The organism is Cryobacterium sp. TMS1-13-1, from assembly GCF_004403125.1.
GTDB classification, from domain to species: domain Bacteria; phylum Actinomycetota; class Actinomycetes; order Actinomycetales; family Microbacteriaceae; genus Cryobacterium; species Cryobacterium levicorallinum.
The window spans coordinates 96322-115787 of record NZ_SOGX01000007.1; the positions used below are offsets into that span (position 1 = coordinate 96322).

16 protein-coding genes and 1 pseudogene are annotated in these 19466 nt (G+C 66.3%); 9 read left to right on the top strand and 8 right to left on the bottom strand.

What is annotated here, in order from left to right:
• Window position 1: 1 nt before the first annotated feature.
• The 3 genes from E3T31_RS06140 to rraA all read left to right on the top strand — a co-directional run bounded on the left by E3T31_RS06140 (window position 2) and on the right by rraA (window position 2330).
• On the top strand, window positions 2–997 hold the full coding sequence (locus tag E3T31_RS06140; RefSeq protein ID WP_134467961.1) for an amino acid ABC transporter permease: 996 nt from the start codon (window positions 2–4) through the stop codon (window positions 995–997).
• Window positions 994–1800 carry an amino acid ABC transporter ATP-binding protein gene (locus E3T31_RS06145; protein WP_134467962.1) on the top strand — a complete coding sequence of 269 codons (807 nt, stop codon included), beginning with the start codon at window positions 994–996 and terminating at the stop codon, window positions 1798–1800. Before E3T31_RS06140 ends, E3T31_RS06145 begins: the two co-directional genes overlap by 4 nt.
• A 62-nt stretch (window positions 1801–1862) precedes the next feature.
• Complete coding sequence (gene rraA, locus E3T31_RS06150; protein ID WP_134467963.1) at window positions 1863–2330, top strand: ribonuclease E activity regulator RraA; 468 nt, start codon at window positions 1863–1865, stop codon at window positions 2328–2330.
• Between the two features lie 58 nt (window positions 2331–2388).
• Here rraA and E3T31_RS06155 read toward each other — a convergent pair whose 3' ends face one another.
• Entirely contained in the window at window positions 2389–2976 is a 588-nt protein-coding gene (locus E3T31_RS06155) for a PepSY domain-containing protein (protein WP_134467964.1), read from the bottom strand.
• A 239-nt stretch (window positions 2977–3215) separates the two neighbouring features.
• On the bottom strand, window positions 3216–4172 hold the full coding sequence (locus E3T31_RS06160; RefSeq protein ID WP_134467965.1) for a hypothetical protein: 957 nt from the start codon (window positions 4170–4172) through the stop codon (window positions 3216–3218).
• Window positions 4173–4317: 145 nt separating this feature from the next.
• Here E3T31_RS06160 and E3T31_RS06165 point away from each other — a divergent pair, with 145 nt between their 5' ends.
• Window positions 4318–4992: a response regulator transcription factor gene (locus E3T31_RS06165; protein WP_134467966.1), complete on the top strand. Its 675-nt coding sequence runs from the start codon at window positions 4318–4320 to the stop codon at window positions 4990–4992.
• Window positions 4993–5070: 78 nt separating this feature from the next.
• On the top strand, window positions 5071–6498 hold the full coding sequence (locus tag E3T31_RS06170) for a cell wall metabolism sensor histidine kinase WalK (RefSeq protein WP_166788402.1): 1428 nt from the start codon (window positions 5071–5073) through the stop codon (window positions 6496–6498).
• A gap of 7 nt (window positions 6499–6505) precedes the next feature.
• Here E3T31_RS06170 and E3T31_RS06175 read toward each other — a convergent pair whose 3' ends face one another.
• Entirely contained in the window at window positions 6506–7417 is a 912-nt protein-coding gene (locus tag E3T31_RS06175; RefSeq protein ID WP_134467968.1) for a DUF1524 domain-containing protein, read from the bottom strand.
• Between the two features lie 161 nt (window positions 7418–7578).
• On the opposite strand from E3T31_RS06175, the gene E3T31_RS06180 reads away from it, so the two are divergent.
• Window positions 7579–8283: a hypothetical protein gene (locus tag E3T31_RS06180; protein WP_134467969.1), complete on the top strand. Its 705-nt coding sequence runs from the start codon at window positions 7579–7581 to the stop codon at window positions 8281–8283.
• Here the strand turns inward: E3T31_RS06180 and E3T31_RS06185 are convergent.
• Window positions 8280–8489, bottom strand: coding sequence for a hypothetical protein (locus E3T31_RS06185; protein ID WP_104133285.1), 210 nt, complete (start codon window positions 8487–8489; stop codon window positions 8280–8282). The genes E3T31_RS06180 and E3T31_RS06185 overlap by 4 nt on opposite strands.
• 257 nt (window positions 8490–8746) lie before the next feature.
• Here E3T31_RS06185 and E3T31_RS06190 point away from each other — a divergent pair, with 257 nt between their 5' ends.
• Window positions 8747–9652, top strand: a complete 906-nt coding sequence (locus E3T31_RS06190) for a nuclease-related domain-containing protein (protein ID WP_134467970.1) — start codon at window positions 8747–8749, stop codon at window positions 9650–9652.
• Window positions 9653–9935: 283 nt separating this feature from the next.
• On the opposite strand, the gene E3T31_RS06195 is transcribed toward E3T31_RS06190, so the two are convergent.
• A complete protein-coding gene (locus tag E3T31_RS06195; RefSeq protein WP_134467971.1) occupies window positions 9936–10598 on the bottom strand; it encodes a hypothetical protein in 663 nt (220 codons plus the stop codon).
• A gap of 58 nt (window positions 10599–10656) precedes the next feature.
• Entirely contained in the window at window positions 10657–11136 is a 480-nt protein-coding gene (locus tag E3T31_RS06200) for a 2'-5' RNA ligase family protein (protein ID WP_134467972.1), read from the bottom strand.
• A 248-nt stretch (window positions 11137–11384) separates the two neighbouring features.
• Between E3T31_RS06200 and E3T31_RS06205 the strand changes: the two genes are divergently transcribed.
• Window positions 11385–13049 (top strand): alkaline phosphatase D family protein, encoded by a 1665-nt coding sequence (locus E3T31_RS06205; RefSeq protein WP_134467973.1) that lies wholly within the window; start codon window positions 11385–11387, stop codon window positions 13047–13049.
• A 13-nt stretch (window positions 13050–13062) separates the two neighbouring features.
• Here the strand turns inward: E3T31_RS06205 and E3T31_RS06210 are convergent, their stop codons facing one another.
• Window positions 13063–13716 carry a hypothetical protein gene (locus tag E3T31_RS06210; RefSeq protein WP_134467974.1) on the bottom strand — a complete coding sequence of 218 codons (654 nt, stop codon included), beginning with the start codon at window positions 13714–13716 and terminating at the stop codon, window positions 13063–13065.
• A 926-nt stretch (window positions 13717–14642) separates the two neighbouring features.
• On the opposite strand from E3T31_RS06210, the gene E3T31_RS06215 reads away from it, so the two are divergent.
• Window positions 14643–16433, top strand: a complete 1791-nt coding sequence (locus tag E3T31_RS06215; RefSeq protein WP_134467975.1) for an L-lactate permease — start codon at window positions 14643–14645, stop codon at window positions 16431–16433.
• A gap of 162 nt (window positions 16434–16595) precedes the next feature.
• Here E3T31_RS06215 and E3T31_RS06220 read toward each other — a convergent pair.
• Window positions 16596–19458: pseudogene (locus E3T31_RS06220) on the bottom strand (FAD-binding and (Fe-S)-binding domain-containing protein).
• Window positions 19459–19466: the final 8 nt, after the last annotated feature.

Genomic DNA, 19466 nt, shown 5'->3' on the forward strand with positions numbered 1-19466 from the left:
GATGCCGAACCCACGCGCCGTGGCCACCCGCGAAAGAGACTCTCGCGATCCGGACCCGCGCAACCCGCGAGTCCCAGTGGCGCGCGACCCTGACGACATCGACGCGATGCCACTGCGGCATCCGTGGCGTTGGGTCATCGCGGTGCTGCTCCTGCTCGCGTTCGCCGGAGTCGCCGTGTCGCTGTGGCAGAACGACAATGTGAACCATCCGACCATCCAGGAGTTCATCTTCGACCGACGCATTCTCGACGGCGTCGTGCTCACGCTCGTGCTCACCGTCGTGTCGATGGTCGTGTCGACGGTGCTCGCCGTGCTGCTGGCCGTCATGCGGCTCTCCAACAACCCGGTGATGAACGCGCTGTCCTGGCTGTACGTCTGGGCTTTTCGCGGCACGCCGCTGTTGATTCAGATCGTATTCTGGGGCTACCTCGGGCTGCTCTATGCGCAGATCACGCTCGGAATTCCGTTCACCGACTTCAGCCTGTTCTCGGTCGATACGAACACGCTCATTCCGGCCTTTGTCGCGGGGCTCCTCGCGCTCACCCTTAACCAGGCCGCGTACTCGGCCGAAATCGTGCGTGCCGGAATGCTCTCGGTCGACGAAGGCCAGTACGAGGCCGCCTACTCGGTCGGTATGAGCCCCACCTTCACCCTGTTCAAGGTTGTGCTGCCACAGGCGATGCGGGTGATTATTCCGCCGATGGGCAACGAGACCATCTCGATGCTCAAGAACACCTCGCTGCTCTCGGTGATCGCGGTACTCGAGGTGTACACGGTCGCCACCCAGATCTCCTCGCAGAACCTGCGCCAGGTCGAACTGCTCGTGGTCGTCAGCTGCTGGTATCTGTTTCTCACCTCGGTGCTGTCGATTCCGCAGTACTACCTGGAACGCCACTACGGCCGCGGCAACGCCCGAACGCTGCCGCCGACCCCACTCGGACGGGTCTGGGCGGTCCTGCGCCCAACGCCCCGCCCGACGAGAGCGGATGCCCCATGACCGATACGCGCGTCACAACAGCCGCACCGACGGCATCCGCTTCTGCACCCTTGTTGAGCGCGCGCAAGGTTCGCAAGAGTTTCGGTGGTGTCGAGGTACTCAAGGGCATCTCGCTCGAGGTCGCGGCCGGGCAAGTGATGTGCCTGCTCGGGCCATCAGGCTCCGGCAAGAGCACGTTTCTGCGCTGCATCAACCACCTCGAACGCATCGACGGCGGCCGCATCTCCGTCGACGGCGAACTCATCGGCTATGCGGCCAGACACGGCCGCATCTTCGAGATGAACCGGCGTGAGGTCGCCAAGCAGCGCGGCAGCATCGGCATGGTGTTCCAACGATTCAACCTGTTCCCGCACATGACCGCCCTCGAGAACATCACGGCGGCGCCGATCGGGGTGCGCGGGCTGGCCAAGCCGGCCGCCCTGGCTCGCGGCCGGGAGCTGCTCGACCGGGTCGGACTCGCCGACCTGGCGCAGTCGTACCCCGCGCAACTCTCCGGTGGGCAGCAGCAGCGCGTCGCGATCGCCCGCGCCCTGGCCATGGATCCGAAGCTGTTGCTGTTCGATGAGCCGACGAGCGCGCTCGACCCGGAGCTGGTCGGCGATGTGCTCGATGTGATGCGGGCGCTCGCCGCCGATGGCATGACGATGGTCGTGGTCACCCACGAGATCGGCTTCGCCCGCGGTGCCGCCGACGAGGTCGTGTTCATGGACGGCGGGGTCGTCGTGGAGAGCGGGCCGCCAGCGAGCGTGCTCGACCATCCGCAGAATCCGCGCACCAAGGCATTCCTCGACAGCGTCATGTAGCTCGGCGGACGCGTACGCCCGATCGGGGCCTACTCTGTAAGCAACGAAACCCTGGAGGAACAATGACCGTGTTGACCGCCGATTTGTACGACGAACGTGGCGACGAGCTGCAATCCGTACCCCTGCAGTTTCAGACGATCGGCGGGCGGGCCCGGTTCAGCGGCCCGATCCGCACGGTCACCTGCTTCGAGGACAACGCGCTGCTCAAGTCGATCCTGTCCACGCCGGGCAACGGCGCCGTGCTCGTCATCGACGGGGGTGGTTCGCTGGGCTCGGCGCTCATGGGCGACATGATCGCCGACCTCGCCGTGGCGAACGGCTGGTCTGGCGCGATCATTAACGGCGCCGTGCGCGACCGGGTCGCCATCGGAGCCCTCGACCTCGGAGTCAAAGCCCTCGGCAGCAACCCCCGCAAGAGTTCCAAGACCGGTTCGGGGGTAGCGGACGCCGTCGTCGAGATCGCCGGCGTCGTCTTTACCCCCGGGCGCACGGTGTACTGCGACGAGGACGGCATTCTGGTCGAGCGCTGACCCCTTAAACGCGTGCAGCGCTGAGCGAATTCGCTTAGGGCTGCACAGAAGAGGGGACTTACTGCAGAACGTCGTCGATGCTCACGACGACGAAGTTGGCGTCGAGGTCGACGTCTCGGTCGTCGCCGTTGTCGAGGGTGACTTCAACCTCGTAGAGGTGGTCCCAGTCGTCATCGCGGTCGAAGTCGGTGACGCGACCGCTGCCGATCGCGGCGAGGGCTGCGGCCTCCGCGCTGGCACGGTCGCTGGCGGCCTGGTCGGTGGAGCTGGTGTCGGCCGTAGCACTCGGAGTGGCGCTTGCGGAAGCGCTCGGGGCGGCGCTCGACGAGGATGAGTTGCTGTCGTCGGTGTCGTAATCGCCGACCCAAACCACGTCGAAGGCGTCGTTGAGCTCAACGTCGACGGTCGTGCCGTCGTCCAGACGCACCTCGAGGTCGTAGGCGCTTCCGCCGTCGTCGTTGCGGTCGGCGTTCGTCACGGTGCCGGGGCCGACCTCGGCCAGGGCGGCGTTGCTGGCGCGGTCGAGGGTCTCACCGGTGAGGGGGCCGTCGTTGTCGTTGTCGCTCACGGCGAGGGCAATGCCAGCGCCGCCGAGGAGCAGAACCACGCCAGCGGCGGTGGCGATGAGAATATTCTTCTTGTTCATGGTGCAGTGCCTTACGTCGGTGCCCCAGAAGCCGGAGACCGAACGGCCGTGCCCAAGTTGCTGGGTTCAGCATAAGCGAAACAATGTACACCCCCTAATGTGAGGGGGCAAGCCATAGCCTATTTACTGGTCGCCGGTCAGGAGGCCCAATTCCCTGGCTGAAGCTGGCCGCCCGGCGGCAATAGAAACCGCTCAGCGGCCCGGTGAGGGGCCGCCGAGCGGCACAAATCGGTGAGCGGTTACACGGCGGGCGTGCTCGGGGTGTCGGTCGGGGCGACGGGTGCGGTGCCGTCGGTCGGCGGGGTGACGCTGGTGCCGGCATCCGCTCCCCGGGGGCCGCCGTGACCGCCGCCCATGCCGGGACCACCGATGCCGGGATCACCCATACCGCCGTCGATGCCATGGCCCGCCGAGGCCGTGGTGATCGACGTCGCATCGAGGCTCGTGTCATCGTCATTGACCGTTCCGGTGGCGCGAATTTCGATGCCATCTTCGAGGTCGGCCGCAAGCCCGTCGCCGTACTCGGTGTCGGAGGTGACGTTGATCGTGCGCACGAACCCGTCGTTGTCGGTGATCGTGATGGTATCGCCCGACACGGAGAGCACGGTGCCCGAGATGCTCGGACCCGAAGCGTCGCGGCCGGCCATTCCGGTGGACGCCCCCGGGCCGCCGTCAGAGTCGGAGCCGCCGTGGCCGGGGCCATCGGAAATGCTGGAATTGTTCGACGCGAGTTCGGCGTTCGAACCGGAATTCGCGGCAATGCCGAAGCTGATTCCGGCGCCACCGAGGATGATGACCGCGGCGGCGATTCCGCCGATAGCGACCGGCTTGCGGTACCAGGCGCGGGGCTTCGGCGCGGCGGGATCGAAGAGCGCGCTCGGGGTGGCGTAGCCGGTTGAGGCTGCCGCGAACGGAACCGTCGCGTTCGCGTCGACCGGCGTTCCAGTTAGTGGAACGGTCGCGTTGGAGTCGAAGGGCAGGGTTTGCTGCGCGTCGTACGGCAGGTCCGACTGCGCGTCGAAGGCCTCGGTCGCGGCGGTATCGGTGCTGGACTGGGCAGTGTCTGTCTTCTTAGTGTCTGTCGTGTCCGCGCTGGTGTTCCGGGCGTCGGGCGTGGTGCGTGGCTCGACGGTGTCGTCGGCACCGTCGGCGGGATCGGTGGGATCGGTGGGCTGGGAATCGTTGGTGCGGGTCATGCTGTCTCCTGACGAACTGAAGTGAGTGGGGGATCTGTTTTCAGCTTCTGGCGCGAATCTGAAGACGAACTGAATCCCGCCCGACGCCGCCAAACGGTCAGCGGGCGCATAGTAAACGCTCAGCTTGGCCCCGCACTGTTAGACCGTGCCCACCCAACCTGCCCGCGTCCTCGTCGTCGAAGATGAAGACGTGCTGCGCACCGCGATCGGCCAGGCCCTCACTCACGCCGGGTTCGTGGTCGATACCGCGCCGGACGGCACGAATTTCGCCGAACGCATCACCCGCTTTCGACCGGATGCCGCGGTGCTCGACATTATGCTGCCCGGTGAAAACGGCCTGCACCTGGCCCAACGGCTACGGGCGGCCGGCAACACCCCGGTGTTGTTCGTAACCGCCCGCGACGCGGTCGATGACCGGCTCGCCGCCTTTGAGGCCGGTGCCGACGACTACATCATGAAACCGTTCGTGCTGGCCGAGCTCGTTGCCCGCGTCACCGCCGTGCTCCGCCGCACCGGCCGCCTGGTCTCACCCACCATGCAGGTCGCCGACCTCGTCATCGATGAGGAGGCCGCCACGGCCACTCGGGCCGGTCAGCTGATCGACCTCACCGCTACCGAACGCCGCCTGCTCACCTACCTCGTGCACAACCGCGGACGCACCCTCTCCAAAACCCAGATCCTCACCCAGGTCTGGGGCTACGACGACTACGACCCCAACCTGGTCGAGGCCTACGTGAGTACCCTCCGCCGCAAACTCGACGCCAACGGTCCGCGCCTCATCCACACCGTGCGCGGAATCGGCTACCGCCTCACGGGCTGACCGGCTCGTCTCGGCCAGCGGATGCCGTTTGCTCGCAATATCCGTTCATCTCCCGCTCCCATTAGAAAGCACCCCCTCATGCGGACCACGTCCCTACGATTGCGAGTCATCGCCGCTGTTCTGGCGATGCTCACGATTGTGCTGGTCACGGTAGGTATTCTGATCAACGTCGTGCTCGGCGGTCAGCTCCGGGCCGACCTGCAGCAGCGCTTGATCGACCGGGCCGGCTACGCGCAGATTCTGGCCGAGGAAGGTCTGGCGGCGCAGAGCCTGGCCAACCGGCTGACCGGCGATGACGTCACCGTGACCTACTCGGTCGGCGGCGACACCGTCTATGGCCGCACCGATCCCACTCCCCGCGGCGACCGCGGCCCTGGCGCTTCGCCGCACGCCGAGACCGTGCCCGGCGCCGTCGTCACCCAGAGCGGTGACCGCCTCTCGGTCACCCAGACCGTGGCCGGCGGAACCCTCACCCTCAGCTCGAGTGAGGCCGGCATCGACGCGGCCCTGGTCCAGCTGCGCACGATCGAGGTCGTCGCCGGTGCACTCACGATTGTCGTCACCGGGCTGCTGCTGACCGGTGTGGTCGGGGTGGCGCTGCGACCACTGACCCGCATGACCGAGCTCGCGCTCGCCATCACCCAGGGCGGGCGCGGCGGCCGGCTGCGCCCGAGCAATCCGCGCTCAGAGATCGGGCGCACCGCCGGCGCCTTCGACGACATGCTGCAGGCGCTCGAAACCGCCGAAAACACCTCTCGCCAGGCCGCGGCCGATGCGCAGGCCGCAGAAATCACGGCCCGTGATGCCGCGCAGGTCGCGGCTGCCGCCGAGGAACGGATGCGGCGGCTTCTCGCCGATGTCTCGCACGAACTGCGCACCCCGGTTGCCGGCCTGCAGGCCAGCGCTGAAACGCTGCTGCGCGACAATCCGGCCCGCGCTGCGCGCGAGAGCCTCACGGTCGGCATGATTCAGCAGACCCAGCGGGCTGCCCGACTGGTCGATGACCTGCTGCTGATGACCCGGCTGGACCAGGGCGATGAGGGCGCGGCCTTCGAACCGGTCGACCTGTCCGCGCTCACCCGCGGCGTCGTTGCCGAGCAGCGGATGCTCGGGGCCAGCCGCGAATTCGACCTCGCGGTCGCGGCCGCGGTTTGGGTGAGCGGTGACGCCCAGCGCCTGGCGCAGATCGTGACCAACCTGCTCGGGAACGCGCGCACTGCGACCGAGCCGGGTGGCAGCATCCGCACCAGCCTGGCAATCGTTGATGGCACCGCCCGGCTGGAGGTCAACGACTCCGGCGCCGGCGTTCCCGCGCCAGACCGCGAGCGCATCTTCGAACGGTTCGTGCGCCTCGACCCGTCACGGGCCAGCAATCGCGGCGGCTCCGGCCTCGGCCTGTCGATCGCCCGGGCCCTCGCCCGCGCGCACGGCGGTACGCTCGAGTGCCTCGAACCGGTCGCGACGGGTGCGCGCTTCGCCCTGACGCTGCCCCTGGCACGCGCCTAGCCCGCGACTATTCGCAGCCGGTTCCGTCACCGTCGCGGTCGAGGTGGCTGCCGTAGCCGGGTTCGCCGGAGTGCACCGGCGCCGCGCCGGCCTCCCGAGCTGCGGTGCAGTTCTGAAAATAGACCTCGATCGGCGTGACGACTGCAAGCTCACCGGTACTCGCGAGCTCGTCGGGGCAATCCGAGAGGATGCGCGTCATCGCGTCGCGCTCGGCCGCGGTCACCCACAGCGCGTAGGTCGCCTTCACCGAGATCTGCCGGGCCACGTAGGTGCACCGGTAGCTTTTCAGCGGCGGCAGCCAGGTGGCCGCGTCGCCGTCTCCCTTGCGCGAATTGGTCACGCCGTCGACGGCGAGCAGATTGAGCGGATCGTTCGCCAACGCCACCCGCTGCTCCTGCGACAGTTGCTGAGCCCCGGTCTGCCAGGCATTCGACAGGGCAACGAGGTGGTCGATCTGCACGAGCGAGGAGGTCGCCTGGCCCCGCACAAAATCGATGGTCAGGCCCGTGAACGGCCCGTTCAGGGTGCCGCTCTGCACCTCGCAGCCGCCCGCGATGACGAGCACGGTCAGGTCGCGGGCCAGGATGTCGTTGCGGGTGTCGCATCCGTTCTGGTCGACGTCTTGCCAGGCTGATCCGAAGCTTTCCGTGCGGTCATAGCCGGTTTTCTGCGCGCGACCCTTTACCGGCAGGGTTGCGAGCACGGCGAGGGCTGCGGAGTCGGACGTGGGCGCTGGCTGTGCGGTGGCCGGTTCCGCAGTGGCATGAGTTGATGGCGTCGCACTTGCGGAACTTCCGGTGTCGGCCAGATCCGGTGAAACGGATGTCCCCGCGAGCGACGTTCCCACCAGAATCGCCGCCAGGGCGGCCACGATCACCGCCGTGATCACGAAAGTCTTATTCGGGCGACGGACGGCCATGGTGCTCCTTCTGGCCGCAAAGGCACGACCCCTCGAATATACGGCGTGCGCCGCGGCCGTCGGGTCAGGCCGCGGCATCCGTTTGATGAAAAGACACCCATTCTGGGGGTCTTCTTTCGGGGGCCGCACTGGCAGGATATAGAACCCGGCGAGGAGCACTCATGACTCACATACTCTCCACGCGGCGGCGTCTCGCGACGCCCCCGGAATTGCCCGAATCGAATCGCACCGGAGCGCTTCGATCAACACCCGGCCTGGCCTGGCTGCTCGATCGCGCCCAGCGCCGACCCGAACCGACGCCCACCGACCTGGCGCTGGCGCGAGCCCGCAGCGAGCTGGCCGTCGACACCTTTCTGGAGACGCTGCCCGAACATTGGGCGGCATTCACCTCGCCTGCCCTGACCGGCGACGGCCCAAGTGCGGCGCGGCTCATCGTCGGCCCCGGCGGCGTTTTTGCGCTGCACGCGCAGCTCTGCGACGGGCGGATCGCCTGGGTGTATCGCCAGACCGTGCACGTCGCGGGGCGTCGGGCCCCCGACCTGGCCACCGCCGAGGCTGGCGCGCAACGACTCACCACGCTGCTGCGCGGGCGGGTACCGCTGCGCACCGCGGTGCAGCCCGTCGTTGTCGTGCTCGGCGCCCGCGCGCTCTGGGCCACGGGCCAAACTGGGCAGAGTTGGGCGGCGCCGGGTCGTCCCGTTCCGGTGGCGGTTCTCGGGGCGCGCGCTCTGGGCGACTGGCTGGCTTCCCGGCCGCAGGTGCTGCGTCCGATCGAACGCATGGAACTGGCCGCCGCCATCGACAACCCGCTGACCTGGGGCATCCGTCCGTCTATCCTGCCGCGGCCCGGTACCGTGCAAAATTAGCGCTTTTTGGGCCCATTCCCCTTCGCGGAGAGCAGGCGCGCCCGCACCGAGAACGCGCCGCCGATCACGAGTGAAACGACGGCCGCCGGCAAAATGAAGTCGACGAACTGATTGCCCGAAATCAGGTTGCCCACCAGCAGCAGCACGGCCAGCCCGCTGAAACCGAGGCCCGCGATGGCGCAAACGTTGAAAGTCAGGTGTTTCACGGGGCAAATCCAATCGGTGGGGTGACTGTCAGGCTAGCCGACCGTGGCCTATTTAGTGGGGGAAGCGCCGGTCCGGGTCCTACCCCTATATTGACAAGCGGATGCTCCGCGCCAGCCTCGCGCGCCACTTCCTCAGCCGGTCTGAGAATTACTCCAATTTGCTAACCAATGTCGCGCGCCGGCCGACTGTTACCCCTGAACGGGGACTCCTCGGCGACAGAATGGTATCGGGCGAAAGCCCGAGGTGAGGCGAGAACGTGATCAACGCAACGCTGGGCAATGGTGTGCACGCCGGCGACATCGAGCCGGCGCCAGTGGTTTTGGCGGCGCCAGCCGTGTCGATGCTGCCCGGTTCTGACCCGTCACCGGCCCCCGGGCGGTTCGCCGGGCAATCCCTCGTGGAAGAATTCTTGCGGCAACAGGAGGATCGCGCTCCGCGCTCCCGGCTAGCCCGCACCCTCGGTCTCTCCCTGCTCGATGCCAATGGCCTGGCCTGGTTGCGCGCGGCGCAGGCCGAGATGGTGGTGGGCGACATTCTCGCCCGGCTGCCCGAGGGCTACAGCGTCTTCCACTCGCTGCCCATTCGCAATACGGCGTTCTGGGTGGATCACCTCGTCGTCGGGCCCGGCGGAATTTTCGCGCTGAGCTCCAAAACACGCTGGGATCATGACCTGACCGGGTCGGTGCGCACGATTCCGATTGGCGATCACACCATGCCCTACCTGCGCGATGCGCGGTTCGAGTCGACTCAGATCACGGCACTGCTGGCCGGGGCAATGCCGGCAACGGCCGTGGTTCAGCCGATGATCGTGCTGGTCAACCCGCACAAAATTCGGCTCAATCGCAAGCCCGACGTCGTGACCGTCATCGATTCGCCCAGGCTGCGCCGGTGGCTGGTGGGGCGCCCGCGGCAATTTAGTGCGGAGCAGCAGGCGACCCTGACCGCGGTCATTGACGATCCGACCACGTGGCACACGCCGGTGCGAACGAGCGCGCCGGACCACCTGCACGCACGCTTCACCGCGCTCGAACAGGAGGTTTCGGCGTCCGGCGTCCGGCGCACCACGTTCACGGTTCTCGCCGCCGCCTTGGGCGCCAGCCTGCTGGCGATCGTGACACTGCCCGTCATCGTCTCCGCCGTCGAGTACCTCGCCGCCCCCTAACCCGAGTACCGAATGCCGCGCGCCGTCCGCGGCCGGCCCTGCTGGCGCCGCGGACGGCATAACTCCTGCAAATTGTGGTCGGCTTCAAGCGGATGCGCCGAATTCCGTCCAACTTTTCTGCCGCTCCTCCAAATTGCAGGAGTTATGACCTGAGGCAGGGTGGTGCGCTGGTGGCTAAATCAGGAAATCGGAACCACCGGCAGCCTGGTGTCCGGTGTTTTCGGGCCACTGCCTGCTTGATCGACCTAGAGATCCTGATTTAGCCACCATGACGGCGCAAGATTTAGGCGAGGCGCTCGAGAACGGTGCCCTCGCGCATCCGTTCGACGCGCACGACGTGGTCACGCAGGTCGCGCACGCCGCGCGGGATCGCGAGTTCGGCGACATCCTGCCCCTTGGTCGCGGTGTGCGACCGGGTCGGATGCTGATAGTCCGCGATCGACCGAAAGGTGTCGCGCCCGCGCGGCTCTTTGCTGTGGCGCTGAGCGAAGCCGGAGTTGATCGCGCTCAGCTCCATCTCGTCTTCGTGCGCCGCGACCAGGCTCTTGGTGCTCAGGGTGATCACGGTGTGGGCATCATCCCGATACGACCGGGCCTGCAGAAGTTCCTGCAGAAAGCGTGGCTGCAGGTGAAAGAACACCCGGTCGTTCAGCGCGGCGTACCACTCGGCGAGCGTCATATCGTCGAGGGCATCCTCCAGCGACGGCTCGTGAATCGCCTTTTGATGACGGATGACCGCGGTCCCGAATTCCGCATGCTCGAGCACGTGTGACTCACCGCGCCGCTTGCCCAGAATTGCCACCTGCGGCGCGCCCTGTTTGACTCCCCAGCGGGTCACGAGTGCGGCCGGACTGAGCAGCCCGTGGCGCTCGATGGCTGGCCAACTGCCATCGGCGGCCACGTGGTAGAGCTCGGGGTACAGACGGATCAGATCGCGGGACAGCACAGTTCGAGAGTACTCGCCGCCCCGTGCCGCCCCGTGCCGCCCCGTGCCGCCTCAGCGTTCAGCCAGCCAGGTCCAATGTCGCGAGCACTGTGCGTCCGCTCGCTGCCGCGCGCGGCGCCATGTCCACGAGCGCGATCTGGACCAGTACGAGCTCATCGCCCGCTTGCACGCGCCGATGCTGCTTGACCGTGACGTGCGCCCGAAACTCCGGTCCCGAGAAGGCCGGCTCGTTCGGGGCTGTGGCCAACGGGAGCAGCGCTTCGACGAGCCGATCGTGCAGTCTCGTCAGCGAAGCGTTGTCGTCAATGAGTGTCACCAGAATATCGTGTCGGCGGCCAAACAGGGCGTCCGGCCCGACTGCCACCGTCAGCGCCGGGAACCCGGCCATCGTCGCGGCGATGACCTGCGCAATCTCGCTGGGCGCAGCATCCGTTTTGAAGGGAGCGAGCACGGTAATGTGCAGCGGCCAACTCCCGACGGTGAAGCTCTCGCCGGTCTGCAGCGGCGTAAGCGGCAGAACGACAACGAGGCGGGGCATGCGCCGAGTCTAGACGGCGCCGGACTGCCCGACCTGCCGTGCAGAACAGCGGAGATTCTCGTCAGAATCGACTTAACACGCCAGCTGTCGGCACTGAGGCCAATATTCTCCGCAGCCATGCAGGCCCCCATGTATAACCGCCGCTACGCCCCACGAATCCGCGTAACACCGGCCCCGACGAGTCGGCAATATCGCGCGACCCACCGCAGGGCGTAGCCGACCCGCTCTTGGAGCGGTACAACTGAATCATGACGAGTTCACCTCTGATTCTGGGCCCGATGATGCGCTACGTCGATAATGTCTCGGCGAGCATCTGGTTCGAGACTCGGGATGCCGGTCGGATCGTGGTCACCGCGGCTGGTCGTTCCTGGGCGGCGCGTACCTTCGCCGTGCATGCACACCACTACGCCCTCGTGCACGTCGACGGTCTGCACCCCAACACGACCCTGCCGTACACGGTGGAGTTCGACGGACGTCCGGTCTGGCCCGATTCGAAGTCCTGGTATCCGGCGGCGGTCATCGCGACGCTCGGCGGCGGGCATCCGCTTCGGATGTCGTTTGGATCCTGCCGCACCAGTGTTCCCCATGACGAGGACGGCAATAGAACGCACGGCGTTGACGCTCTGCGGGCCTGCGCTCTGCGCCTGGCCTCGCCCGACAACGACGTGCCGCGCCCGGATCTGATCCTCTTTCTGGGCGATCAGGTTTATGCCGACCTGACTACCGAGGAGATGCAAAAGTTCATCAGGGCGCGGCGTGATATCACGAAGCCTCCCGGCAAAGAGCTGGCCGATTATGAGGAATACGCGCACCTCTATCGCCTGGCCTGGTCGGACGAGGCCAACCGCTGGCTGCTCTCCACAGTGCCGACCGCGATGATTTTCGACGACCACGACATTCGCGACGACTGGAATACCTCGCAGAGCTGGAAGCGCCAGATGGAGGCGACGTCGTGGTGGCGGGGCAGGATCATCGCGGGGCTGGCCTCCTACTGGGTGTATCAGCATCTCGGCAATATGTCACCCGCCGAACGAGCCAACGATGACATCTGGCGCCTGATCGCTGCCCACGATGGCCCGGATGAACTCGACCTGAGCGTCCCGCTCGACGCATTTGCCGAACGGTGTGACCAGCAGCCCACCAGCTACCGATGGAGTTATTGTCGAGACATCAGCGATGTTCGGCTGATCGTGGTGGACTCCCGCGCAGCCCGCGAACTCGACCCGGCCCGGCGGGCACTTCTGGACGAAGACGAGATCGGCTGGCTCGATGAGCGGATGCGAGGCGGCTTCCGCCACCTTTTGATCGGCACCTCGCTGCCGTTTCTGCTTCCGCCCGGCCTCCACCACCTGGAATCCTGGAACGAAGCCATTTCCGAAGGAGCCTGGAGCAAGCCGGCCGCGCGGGTCGGCGAACGGCTGCGTCAGCTGGTCGACCTGGAGCATTGGGGCGCCTTCCAGCGCAGCTTCCGCGAGGTGGCACGGATGGCTACCGAGGTGGCCGACGGCCGACGCGGGATGGCGCCCGATACGGTGACGTTTCTGTCGGGCGACGTGCACTACTCCACCGTCTCCGAGGTCGAGCGAACCTCGGGGAGCCGCATCGTGCAGGCCGTCTGCTCGCCGATTCGCAATCCGCTCCCCATGGCCATGCGATCGTTCTCCGCCGTACTCGCCTACGGCATCGCCACGCGACTGAGTGCCCGGCTGGCTCGTTCCGCTGGAGTCGCGTCGCCGCCGTTCCGCTGGGCGGGCATCAAGGGGCCCTGGTTCGACAACTGTCTGGCGAGCCTCGACGACACCTCCGCCGGCCTCACCATTCGGTGGGAGAAGGGAGTCGTCCGGGCCGGCGACCATCGGCATCCGCTGGTGGAGAACGTGGCAACAATCGTCCTGGAACCCCGGATGCAGTGAGACGGCCCGCGTCTTAGTCCGGCGATACCCCGACTGTCAGGAGCAACTGGGGCTGGGACTGCTCGGCCCAAGTACCCAATACCGTGGCGGCATTCGTTGCGAGGGCCCTCGAAGATGTGCCGTCGAGTACCCGCACGACGGTGACGCGCAGGGCGCCCGCCGTTGCGATCGTGGTGCCCGCCGTAGAGACGGTGTCGATGGTCGCAGCACGCTCCGGAACGGGGGTTCCGGGGGTGCCGCTGCCGCGCACGGTAGCGGTCGGTGCGACCGGAATGAGTTCACCGTTCCCTTGCGTGAATTGGTCGGCCTGCTGCCCGCCGGTCAGGGCTGCGGCAGCGACCGCCGCCAGATAGACCGGGTCGCCGGTGGCGTCGTAGACCCAGCGGTCACCGAGCACGGAGTGGGACATGGTGCCGACGAGCTCATTCCCGCCGCCCTCGAGTGGCGCGCCGCGATAGGTCAGCGGAATCTGCAGCAGCGGCCCGGTACCAAAGCGCACCAGGATGGTTTCGATGCCGACCCCTCCATCAGGATCGTCGAAGCGGAAGGATGCGACGCGCTCCACCTCGGCCCCAACGTCGCCCACAAACCACGTTTGCGTCGGAGCCCACGCGGCGATGAGCTCAGACTTGGAGGGCCGCAGGACGGCGTCGTAGAGAAGTGCCATAGCTTCGATCGTAGGGGTCGTGGCGTCGCTCGCACCAGCTAAGCCCTTTTCGGGTGGCCTCCGAGAGCGCGTGCGCTCGAAAGCTGCTCGAGCGCACGGCAGGCCAGCCGCGTGCAACGCAGATTTCGGCCGCGCAGATCCCGCCGCGTCTATAAGCGGATGCTGCGCGCGACCGCCCGCCGCGCCGCGGCGACCACGTTCTCCACGGTCACCCCGCGCAGCGCCGACGGCCGACCATTCACGCTCAGACGGCTACGACCATTTCCAGTACAGCCGCCGTCACGGCGATTCTCTCGTCCGTGGCAGCAGTCGCCTTCATGAATATTCGAAAAACGTCGATCGAATCAGGCTGGATTGCGGGCCAACACTGCCTGACGATGCGCAGCGATGAGCTTCAGGGTGGCCCAAACCAGCGCGAGCATGCCCACGACGAGGGCTAGAAAGAGTGCGGGCCCAGCTCAAGGGTGGCTGTGGGCACCGGCGCTGCGAGATCCACGGCAGCAAGGCTCAGCTGGGAATCATCAATTCCGAAGGCCGCCGACGAGGAACTCGGCGGGAGCCCGCCAGGGAACGTTTGCCGTGCCCGTGAACGGCGGCACCGCTCGTTCTGAAACGCGGCTCCGGCTGCGGTCGAATGCGCCCAGAACTCCCTGGGCGACGAATTGTGGTCACGGAAAGCAACTTACACATCGGTGACGATCTGGGGCACAAATCGACGAATTGGCCGCATCCACGGTCAGGTGCAGCAGGCGGTTGGACTCCACGCGTCCGGGCGCATTGGGAACATCGTGATGCGCTGGGTCGAATCGGTAGGAGTGGCGAAGCGAGTACATTCGTTGACCCCGAGAGCGGTTACGCCTACGATGATATCCACCACACAAAAATAAAATATCACCATGCGAAAATTGGTCAGAGAGGACCTAATCGTGGATAATCTTGCTGTGCTCAGCCTTCTGGCGTTGGCACCAATTCTTGTGGTGGGCGTACTGCTCGCCGGATTCCGGTGGCCTGCCAAATACGCCATGCCACTGGGCTATATCGCCGCGGTAATCGTGGCCCTCGCGGTGTGGAAGATGGACTTTCGGGGAGTCATCGCGGCCTCCCTCGAAGGTGTCATCACGGCCGCAACCCTGCTGTACATCGTGTTCGGGGCGCTTCTGCTGCTGTCAACGTTGACCGTCGGTGGAGCAATGGCCACCATCCGCGGCGGATTCAACAACATCTCGCCCGACCGGCGCATTCAGGCGGTCATCATCGGCTGGCTATTCGGAAGCTTCATCGAGGGAGCATCTGGCTTCGGCACGCCAGCCGCGGTCGTCGCCCCACTGCTGCTGGCGATGGGCTTTCCAGCGATGGCCGCCGTGATGGTGGGCCTCATTATCCAGAGCACACCGGTGAGCTTTGGAGCAGTGGGCACGCCGATCATCGTGGGTGTCGGCGGTGGGCTCGGCGGTGATCCGGCCGTCGCCGAGCGCATCTCCGTGCTGGGGGTGACGATGCCCGAGTTCGTAGCGTCGATCGGCTTTCAGGTGGCCTCGATCCACGCGATCGTTGGCCTGCTCATCCCGTTGATTCTGGTGTGCATGCTCACCGGGTTCTTCGGTCCAGAGCGGCGCTTCCGCGACGGACTGGCCATCTGGCCATTCGCGCTCTACGCCTCGGTCGCTATGACGATTCCCTCCGTGCTCGTGGCCCGCTTTCTCGGCCCGGAATTCCCCTCGTTGTTCGGCGGCCTCTTCGGACTGATCGTCGTGATGTTCACGTCAAGCAAGGGCTTCCTGATGCCGAAGAAAACCTTCGATTTCGGCCCACGAGCCAGTTGGAGCCCGCGCTGGATGGGCACCATAGAACCGGCGGAACCCGCCGCATCCGTTCGCCGCATCGGCATCGTGAGCGCCTGGTCACCATACGTGCTGATGGCCGTATTGCTGGTCGGCAGCCGGGTAATTACACCGGTCACGGAATTCCTCACCGGTATCGCCATCCCGTTCAACAACATTCTCGGCACCGACATCTCCACCGCCGTGCAGCCGTTCTATTCGCCAGCCTTCCTGCTCATTCTGGCATCGCTGTTCGCGTATGGACTTCATCGCATGAATGGCCAACAGATTCGCGAGACGTGGAAGGTATCGGGCAGGCAACTCGCTGGAACCGCCGTGGCCCTGCTTTTTGCCGTGCCGCTCGTGCGCGTGCTGATCCAGTCGGGGCCGGAGCTCAACGCATCCGGTCTCTCGAGCATGCCGGTGACGCTCGCTGAGGGCACTGCCGCCATCTCGGGCAGCTCGTGGCCGTTCATCGCCCCATTTATCGGTGCGCTCGGAGCCTTCGTCGCCGGTTCCAACACGGTGTCCAACCTTACGTTCTCGCAGTTCCAGTTCTCCACGGGCAACGCTATCGGGGTGAACCCGGAGCAGGTGGTGGCTGCCCAGGCCGTCGGCGGCGCTGGCGGTAACCCGATCGCCATCCACAACATTGTGGCCGCGTCAGCCACGGTGGGGCTGCTCGGGCGCGAGGGCGACCTGCTGCGCAAGACAATTCTCGTCACGCTGTACTATTGCATCGCCGGGGGAGCGATCTCATTCATCTTTATCTACGGGCTCGGCTTCAACCTCGGCACGATCATGCTCGTGCTGCTGATGAGCACGCTCGGATTCATCGTGCGGTGGATGCTGCGCCAGAAGGCGGCCGTGCTGGCGCCCGAACCCGAGCGCGTCTAAGTCAGTCACGCGAGAGCGGGCGGCAGCGGAGACATCCGTTGTCGCCCGCTTTGTCGTGCCAGGTGAAACAGACGACGGCTTGTGGACCCGCGCGCGGCAGACCCCAGCACACGAAAAACCGGAGTAGCTGCGTGCAGCTACTCCGGTTGTGCGCCCTGGAAGTTACGGTCGAGTGACCTCTTCGAGCAGTTCGAGCACGTGCCGGTACGGCTTGCCGGTGGCACGGGTCATGCCGAGTTCGCAGGTGCGATTGCACGAAGCGTGCGCCACGGCGTCCATGGCGAGCACGTCATCGGCCTGAGCCTTCGTAGCCGATTTGGTGAGCTCCGGGTGCAGCATGCCGCGGTCGCCGGCAAAGGCACAGCAGCCCCAGTTCTCGGGTATTTCAACGTGCTCGGCCACGCTGGAAGCCACGGTCTGTAGGGCAGCGTTGGCGCCCATCCGTGTTGACGAACACGTGGGGTGCAGCGCGAGTGACTCGATCTTCACATATTCGGGCAGGCCGGGCAGAATGCTCGTGGCGGCGAACTCGACCGCGTCCATGACCGTCAGCGGATGCTCGCTCCGGTCACCCTCGATAATGTGCCGCAGCCCCTCGGTGCACGAGGAAGCATCACAGATCACCGGCAGCTCGCCGTCGCGGGTCGCGGTGCGCAGGGCGGCCAGGGTCTTCGCCGCGATCGTGGCGAGTCCGCGGGTCATACCCTTGGAGGCCCACGGGGTACCGCAACAGAGCGCGTCGATGCCGTCGGGCACGAGTAGGGTCACGCCGGCGCGCTCGCAGAGCTGCTCGAAACTGTATTGCGTGCCGGGAGTTCCGGCAACGGCCGGACCGAACATCGTTTGCACGCAGGCGGGAAAGTAGACGGCAGCCGGCGCCTGGCGCGGGGCAGGGCGCATCCGCTCGGTGGCAACTACTGCATCAACCATGGTGATTCTCCTTCTGGGATTGACCGGAGTGGGCGTGGCGGGGTCGGCCCCCGCCGGGCAGGTCGGGCGAGTAGAGGGGCACGGTGTCGGTGCCGAGCACGGTGCGCGCGAGGCGGTTGGGGCCGAGTACGAGCGGCACCGGAACCGAGGCGATCGCCTTGAGAGCGAGCCCCGCGCCGCGAGTGACCGTGCCCCAGTTGTTGGCGGCCACATTCCACAGCGCGCTTTCCAGTGGATTCGCCTCGTCGTGGCGCAGCCTCTTCATGAGGTCGCCGGTGTTGATGTTGACCGGGCAGGCCGTTTGACACATGCCGTCGGCGGCGCAGGTCTGCACGGCGTCGTACTCGTAGTCTTTCTCCATCTCGGCCACGAGAGCGAGATTACCGTCGAGCCTGGCCTGTTCGATTGCACGCAACGATACGATGCGCTGCCGCGGCGTGAGCGTCACGTTGCGGCTCGGGCACACCGGCTCGCACCAACCGCACTCGGTGCAGCGGTCGACCTCTTTCGCCACGGCCGGGATGGCCTTGAGATCTTTCAGGTGGGCGTTCGGGTCGTCGTTGATGAGTACGCCGGGGTTGAGCATGCCAGCCGGGTCGAAGAGCACCTTGATGCGGCGCATCACGTCATAGAGCTCGTCGCCGAACTGGCGCTGCACATACGGCGCCATTACGCGCCCGGTGCCATGCTCGGCCTTGAGCGAACCGCCTTCGGCGAGCACGAGGTCGACGAGATCTTCGGTGAACCGGCTGAACCGCTCGAGACCCACGGCACTGCCGAAATCGTCGGTGAGCATGAAGTGCACGTTGCCGTCTTTGGCATGACCGAAAATCATAGAGTTCTCATACTCGTACTTGGCGAACAGCCGAATGAGCTCCATGCAGGTGCGGGCGAGCGCTGGCACCGGAACCACGATGTCTTCGAGCAGGGCGTTCGTGCCCTGCGGCCGGGTACCGCCCACAGCCGGAATAATCCCCTTGCGCAGGTACCACAGCTGGCCGCGGATGCCGGCATCGGTCGTAAAATCGGCTGGCAGGGTGAGACCGAGCGTGTTGACGGTCTGCATGCCGGTCGCGAGCATCTGCGCCAGTTTCTCTGGCGACTCGGCGTGGTACTCCACGAGCAGGGCGGCGTGCTGGTCCACCATGAGATCGACCACGATCGCGGGCGCCCCCGGCATCTTCTGCCCCACAATGAGCGAAAGCGCGTCCATGAGTTCCAGGGTGGCCGCACCGGTCGCTACCAAGGCGGGCAGAGCGGCGGTGGCTGCCTCGAGCCCGGGAAACACGAGCAGGGCGGTGGTGACGTGCGGCAGTTTGGGAACCGTTCGAAATATCGCCTCGGCCACGAATCCCAGCGTGCCCTCGCTGCCCACGATCAGATGCGCGAGCATGTCCACGGCACGGTCGAAGTCGAGCAGCGAGTTCACGCCGTAACCCATGGTGTTCTTCATGGAGAATTGCTGACGAATGGTGGCGACGGATGCCTCGTTATCGCGGGTGCGCCGCGCGAGTTCGAGCAGGCCGTTGTATAGAACCGGCTCGTGCTTCAGCAACTGCTCATCGGCATCCGCTGCCCCGGTGTCGATGACCGTGCCGCTTGGCAGCACCACGGTGACCGATTCGAGCGTCTGGTAGGTGTTGTCCACGGTGCCGCAGGCCATGCCGGAGGAATTATTCGCCACGACGCCGCCGATGGTGGCGGCGGATTCGCTCGCCGGGTCGGGTCCGAACTTGCGCCCGTACTTGGCGAGGCGGGTGTTGAGCGCCCGCACCGTGACGCCCGGCTGCACGCGCACGCGCAGGCCGTCGTCGAGTACGTCGATGTTCTTGAAGTTCCGGCGCACGTCGACCAGCACACCGTCGGTGATGGCCTGGCCGCTCAGGCTGGTGCCGCCCGAGCGAAACGTGAGGTGCACGCCCTGCGCGGCGCCGGCGCGCAGCAAGGCGCCGACCTCCGCGGCATCCGTGGCCACCACCACGGCCTGGGGAATAAGCAGAAAGTGTGAGGCATCGTGGGCGTTCGCGTGGAGGTCGAGTGCCCGAGTTTTCACCCGAGCCGGGTCGCCAACGGCGGCACGCAGCGCGCCGAACATCGCGGTAC

Bases quoted from the DNA above. Each gene is read 5' to 3' on its own strand.
- E3T31_RS06140 (WP_134467961.1), top strand. From the start codon at position 2: ATGCCGAACCCACGCGCCGTGGCCACCCGCGAAAGAGACTCTCGCGAT.
- E3T31_RS06145 (WP_134467962.1), top strand. From the start codon at position 994: ATGACCGATACGCGCGTCACAACAGCCGCACCGACGGCATCCGCTTCT.
- rraA (WP_134467963.1), top strand. From the start codon at position 1,863: ATGACCGTGTTGACCGCCGATTTGTACGACGAACGTGGCGACGAGCTG.
- E3T31_RS06155 (WP_134467964.1), bottom strand. From the start codon at position 2,976: ATGAACAAGAAGAATATTCTCATCGCCACCGCCGCTGGCGTGGTTCTG.
- E3T31_RS06160 (WP_134467965.1), bottom strand. From the start codon at position 4,172: ATGACCCGCACCAACGATTCCCAGCCCACCGATCCCACCGATCCCGCC.
- E3T31_RS06170 (WP_166788402.1), top strand. From the start codon at position 5,071: ATGCGGACCACGTCCCTACGATTGCGAGTCATCGCCGCTGTTCTGGCG.
- E3T31_RS06175 (WP_134467968.1), bottom strand. From the start codon at position 7,417: ATGGCCGTCCGTCGCCCGAATAAGACTTTCGTGATCACGGCGGTGATC.
- E3T31_RS06180 (WP_134467969.1), top strand. From the start codon at position 7,579: ATGACTCACATACTCTCCACGCGGCGGCGTCTCGCGACGCCCCCGGAA.
- E3T31_RS06200 (WP_134467972.1), bottom strand. From the start codon at position 11,136: ATGCCCCGCCTCGTTGTCGTTCTGCCGCTTACGCCGCTGCAGACCGGC.
- E3T31_RS06205 (WP_134467973.1), top strand. From the start codon at position 11,385: ATGACGAGTTCACCTCTGATTCTGGGCCCGATGATGCGCTACGTCGAT.
- E3T31_RS06210 (WP_134467974.1), bottom strand. From the start codon at position 13,716: ATGGCACTTCTCTACGACGCCGTCCTGCGGCCCTCCAAGTCTGAGCTC.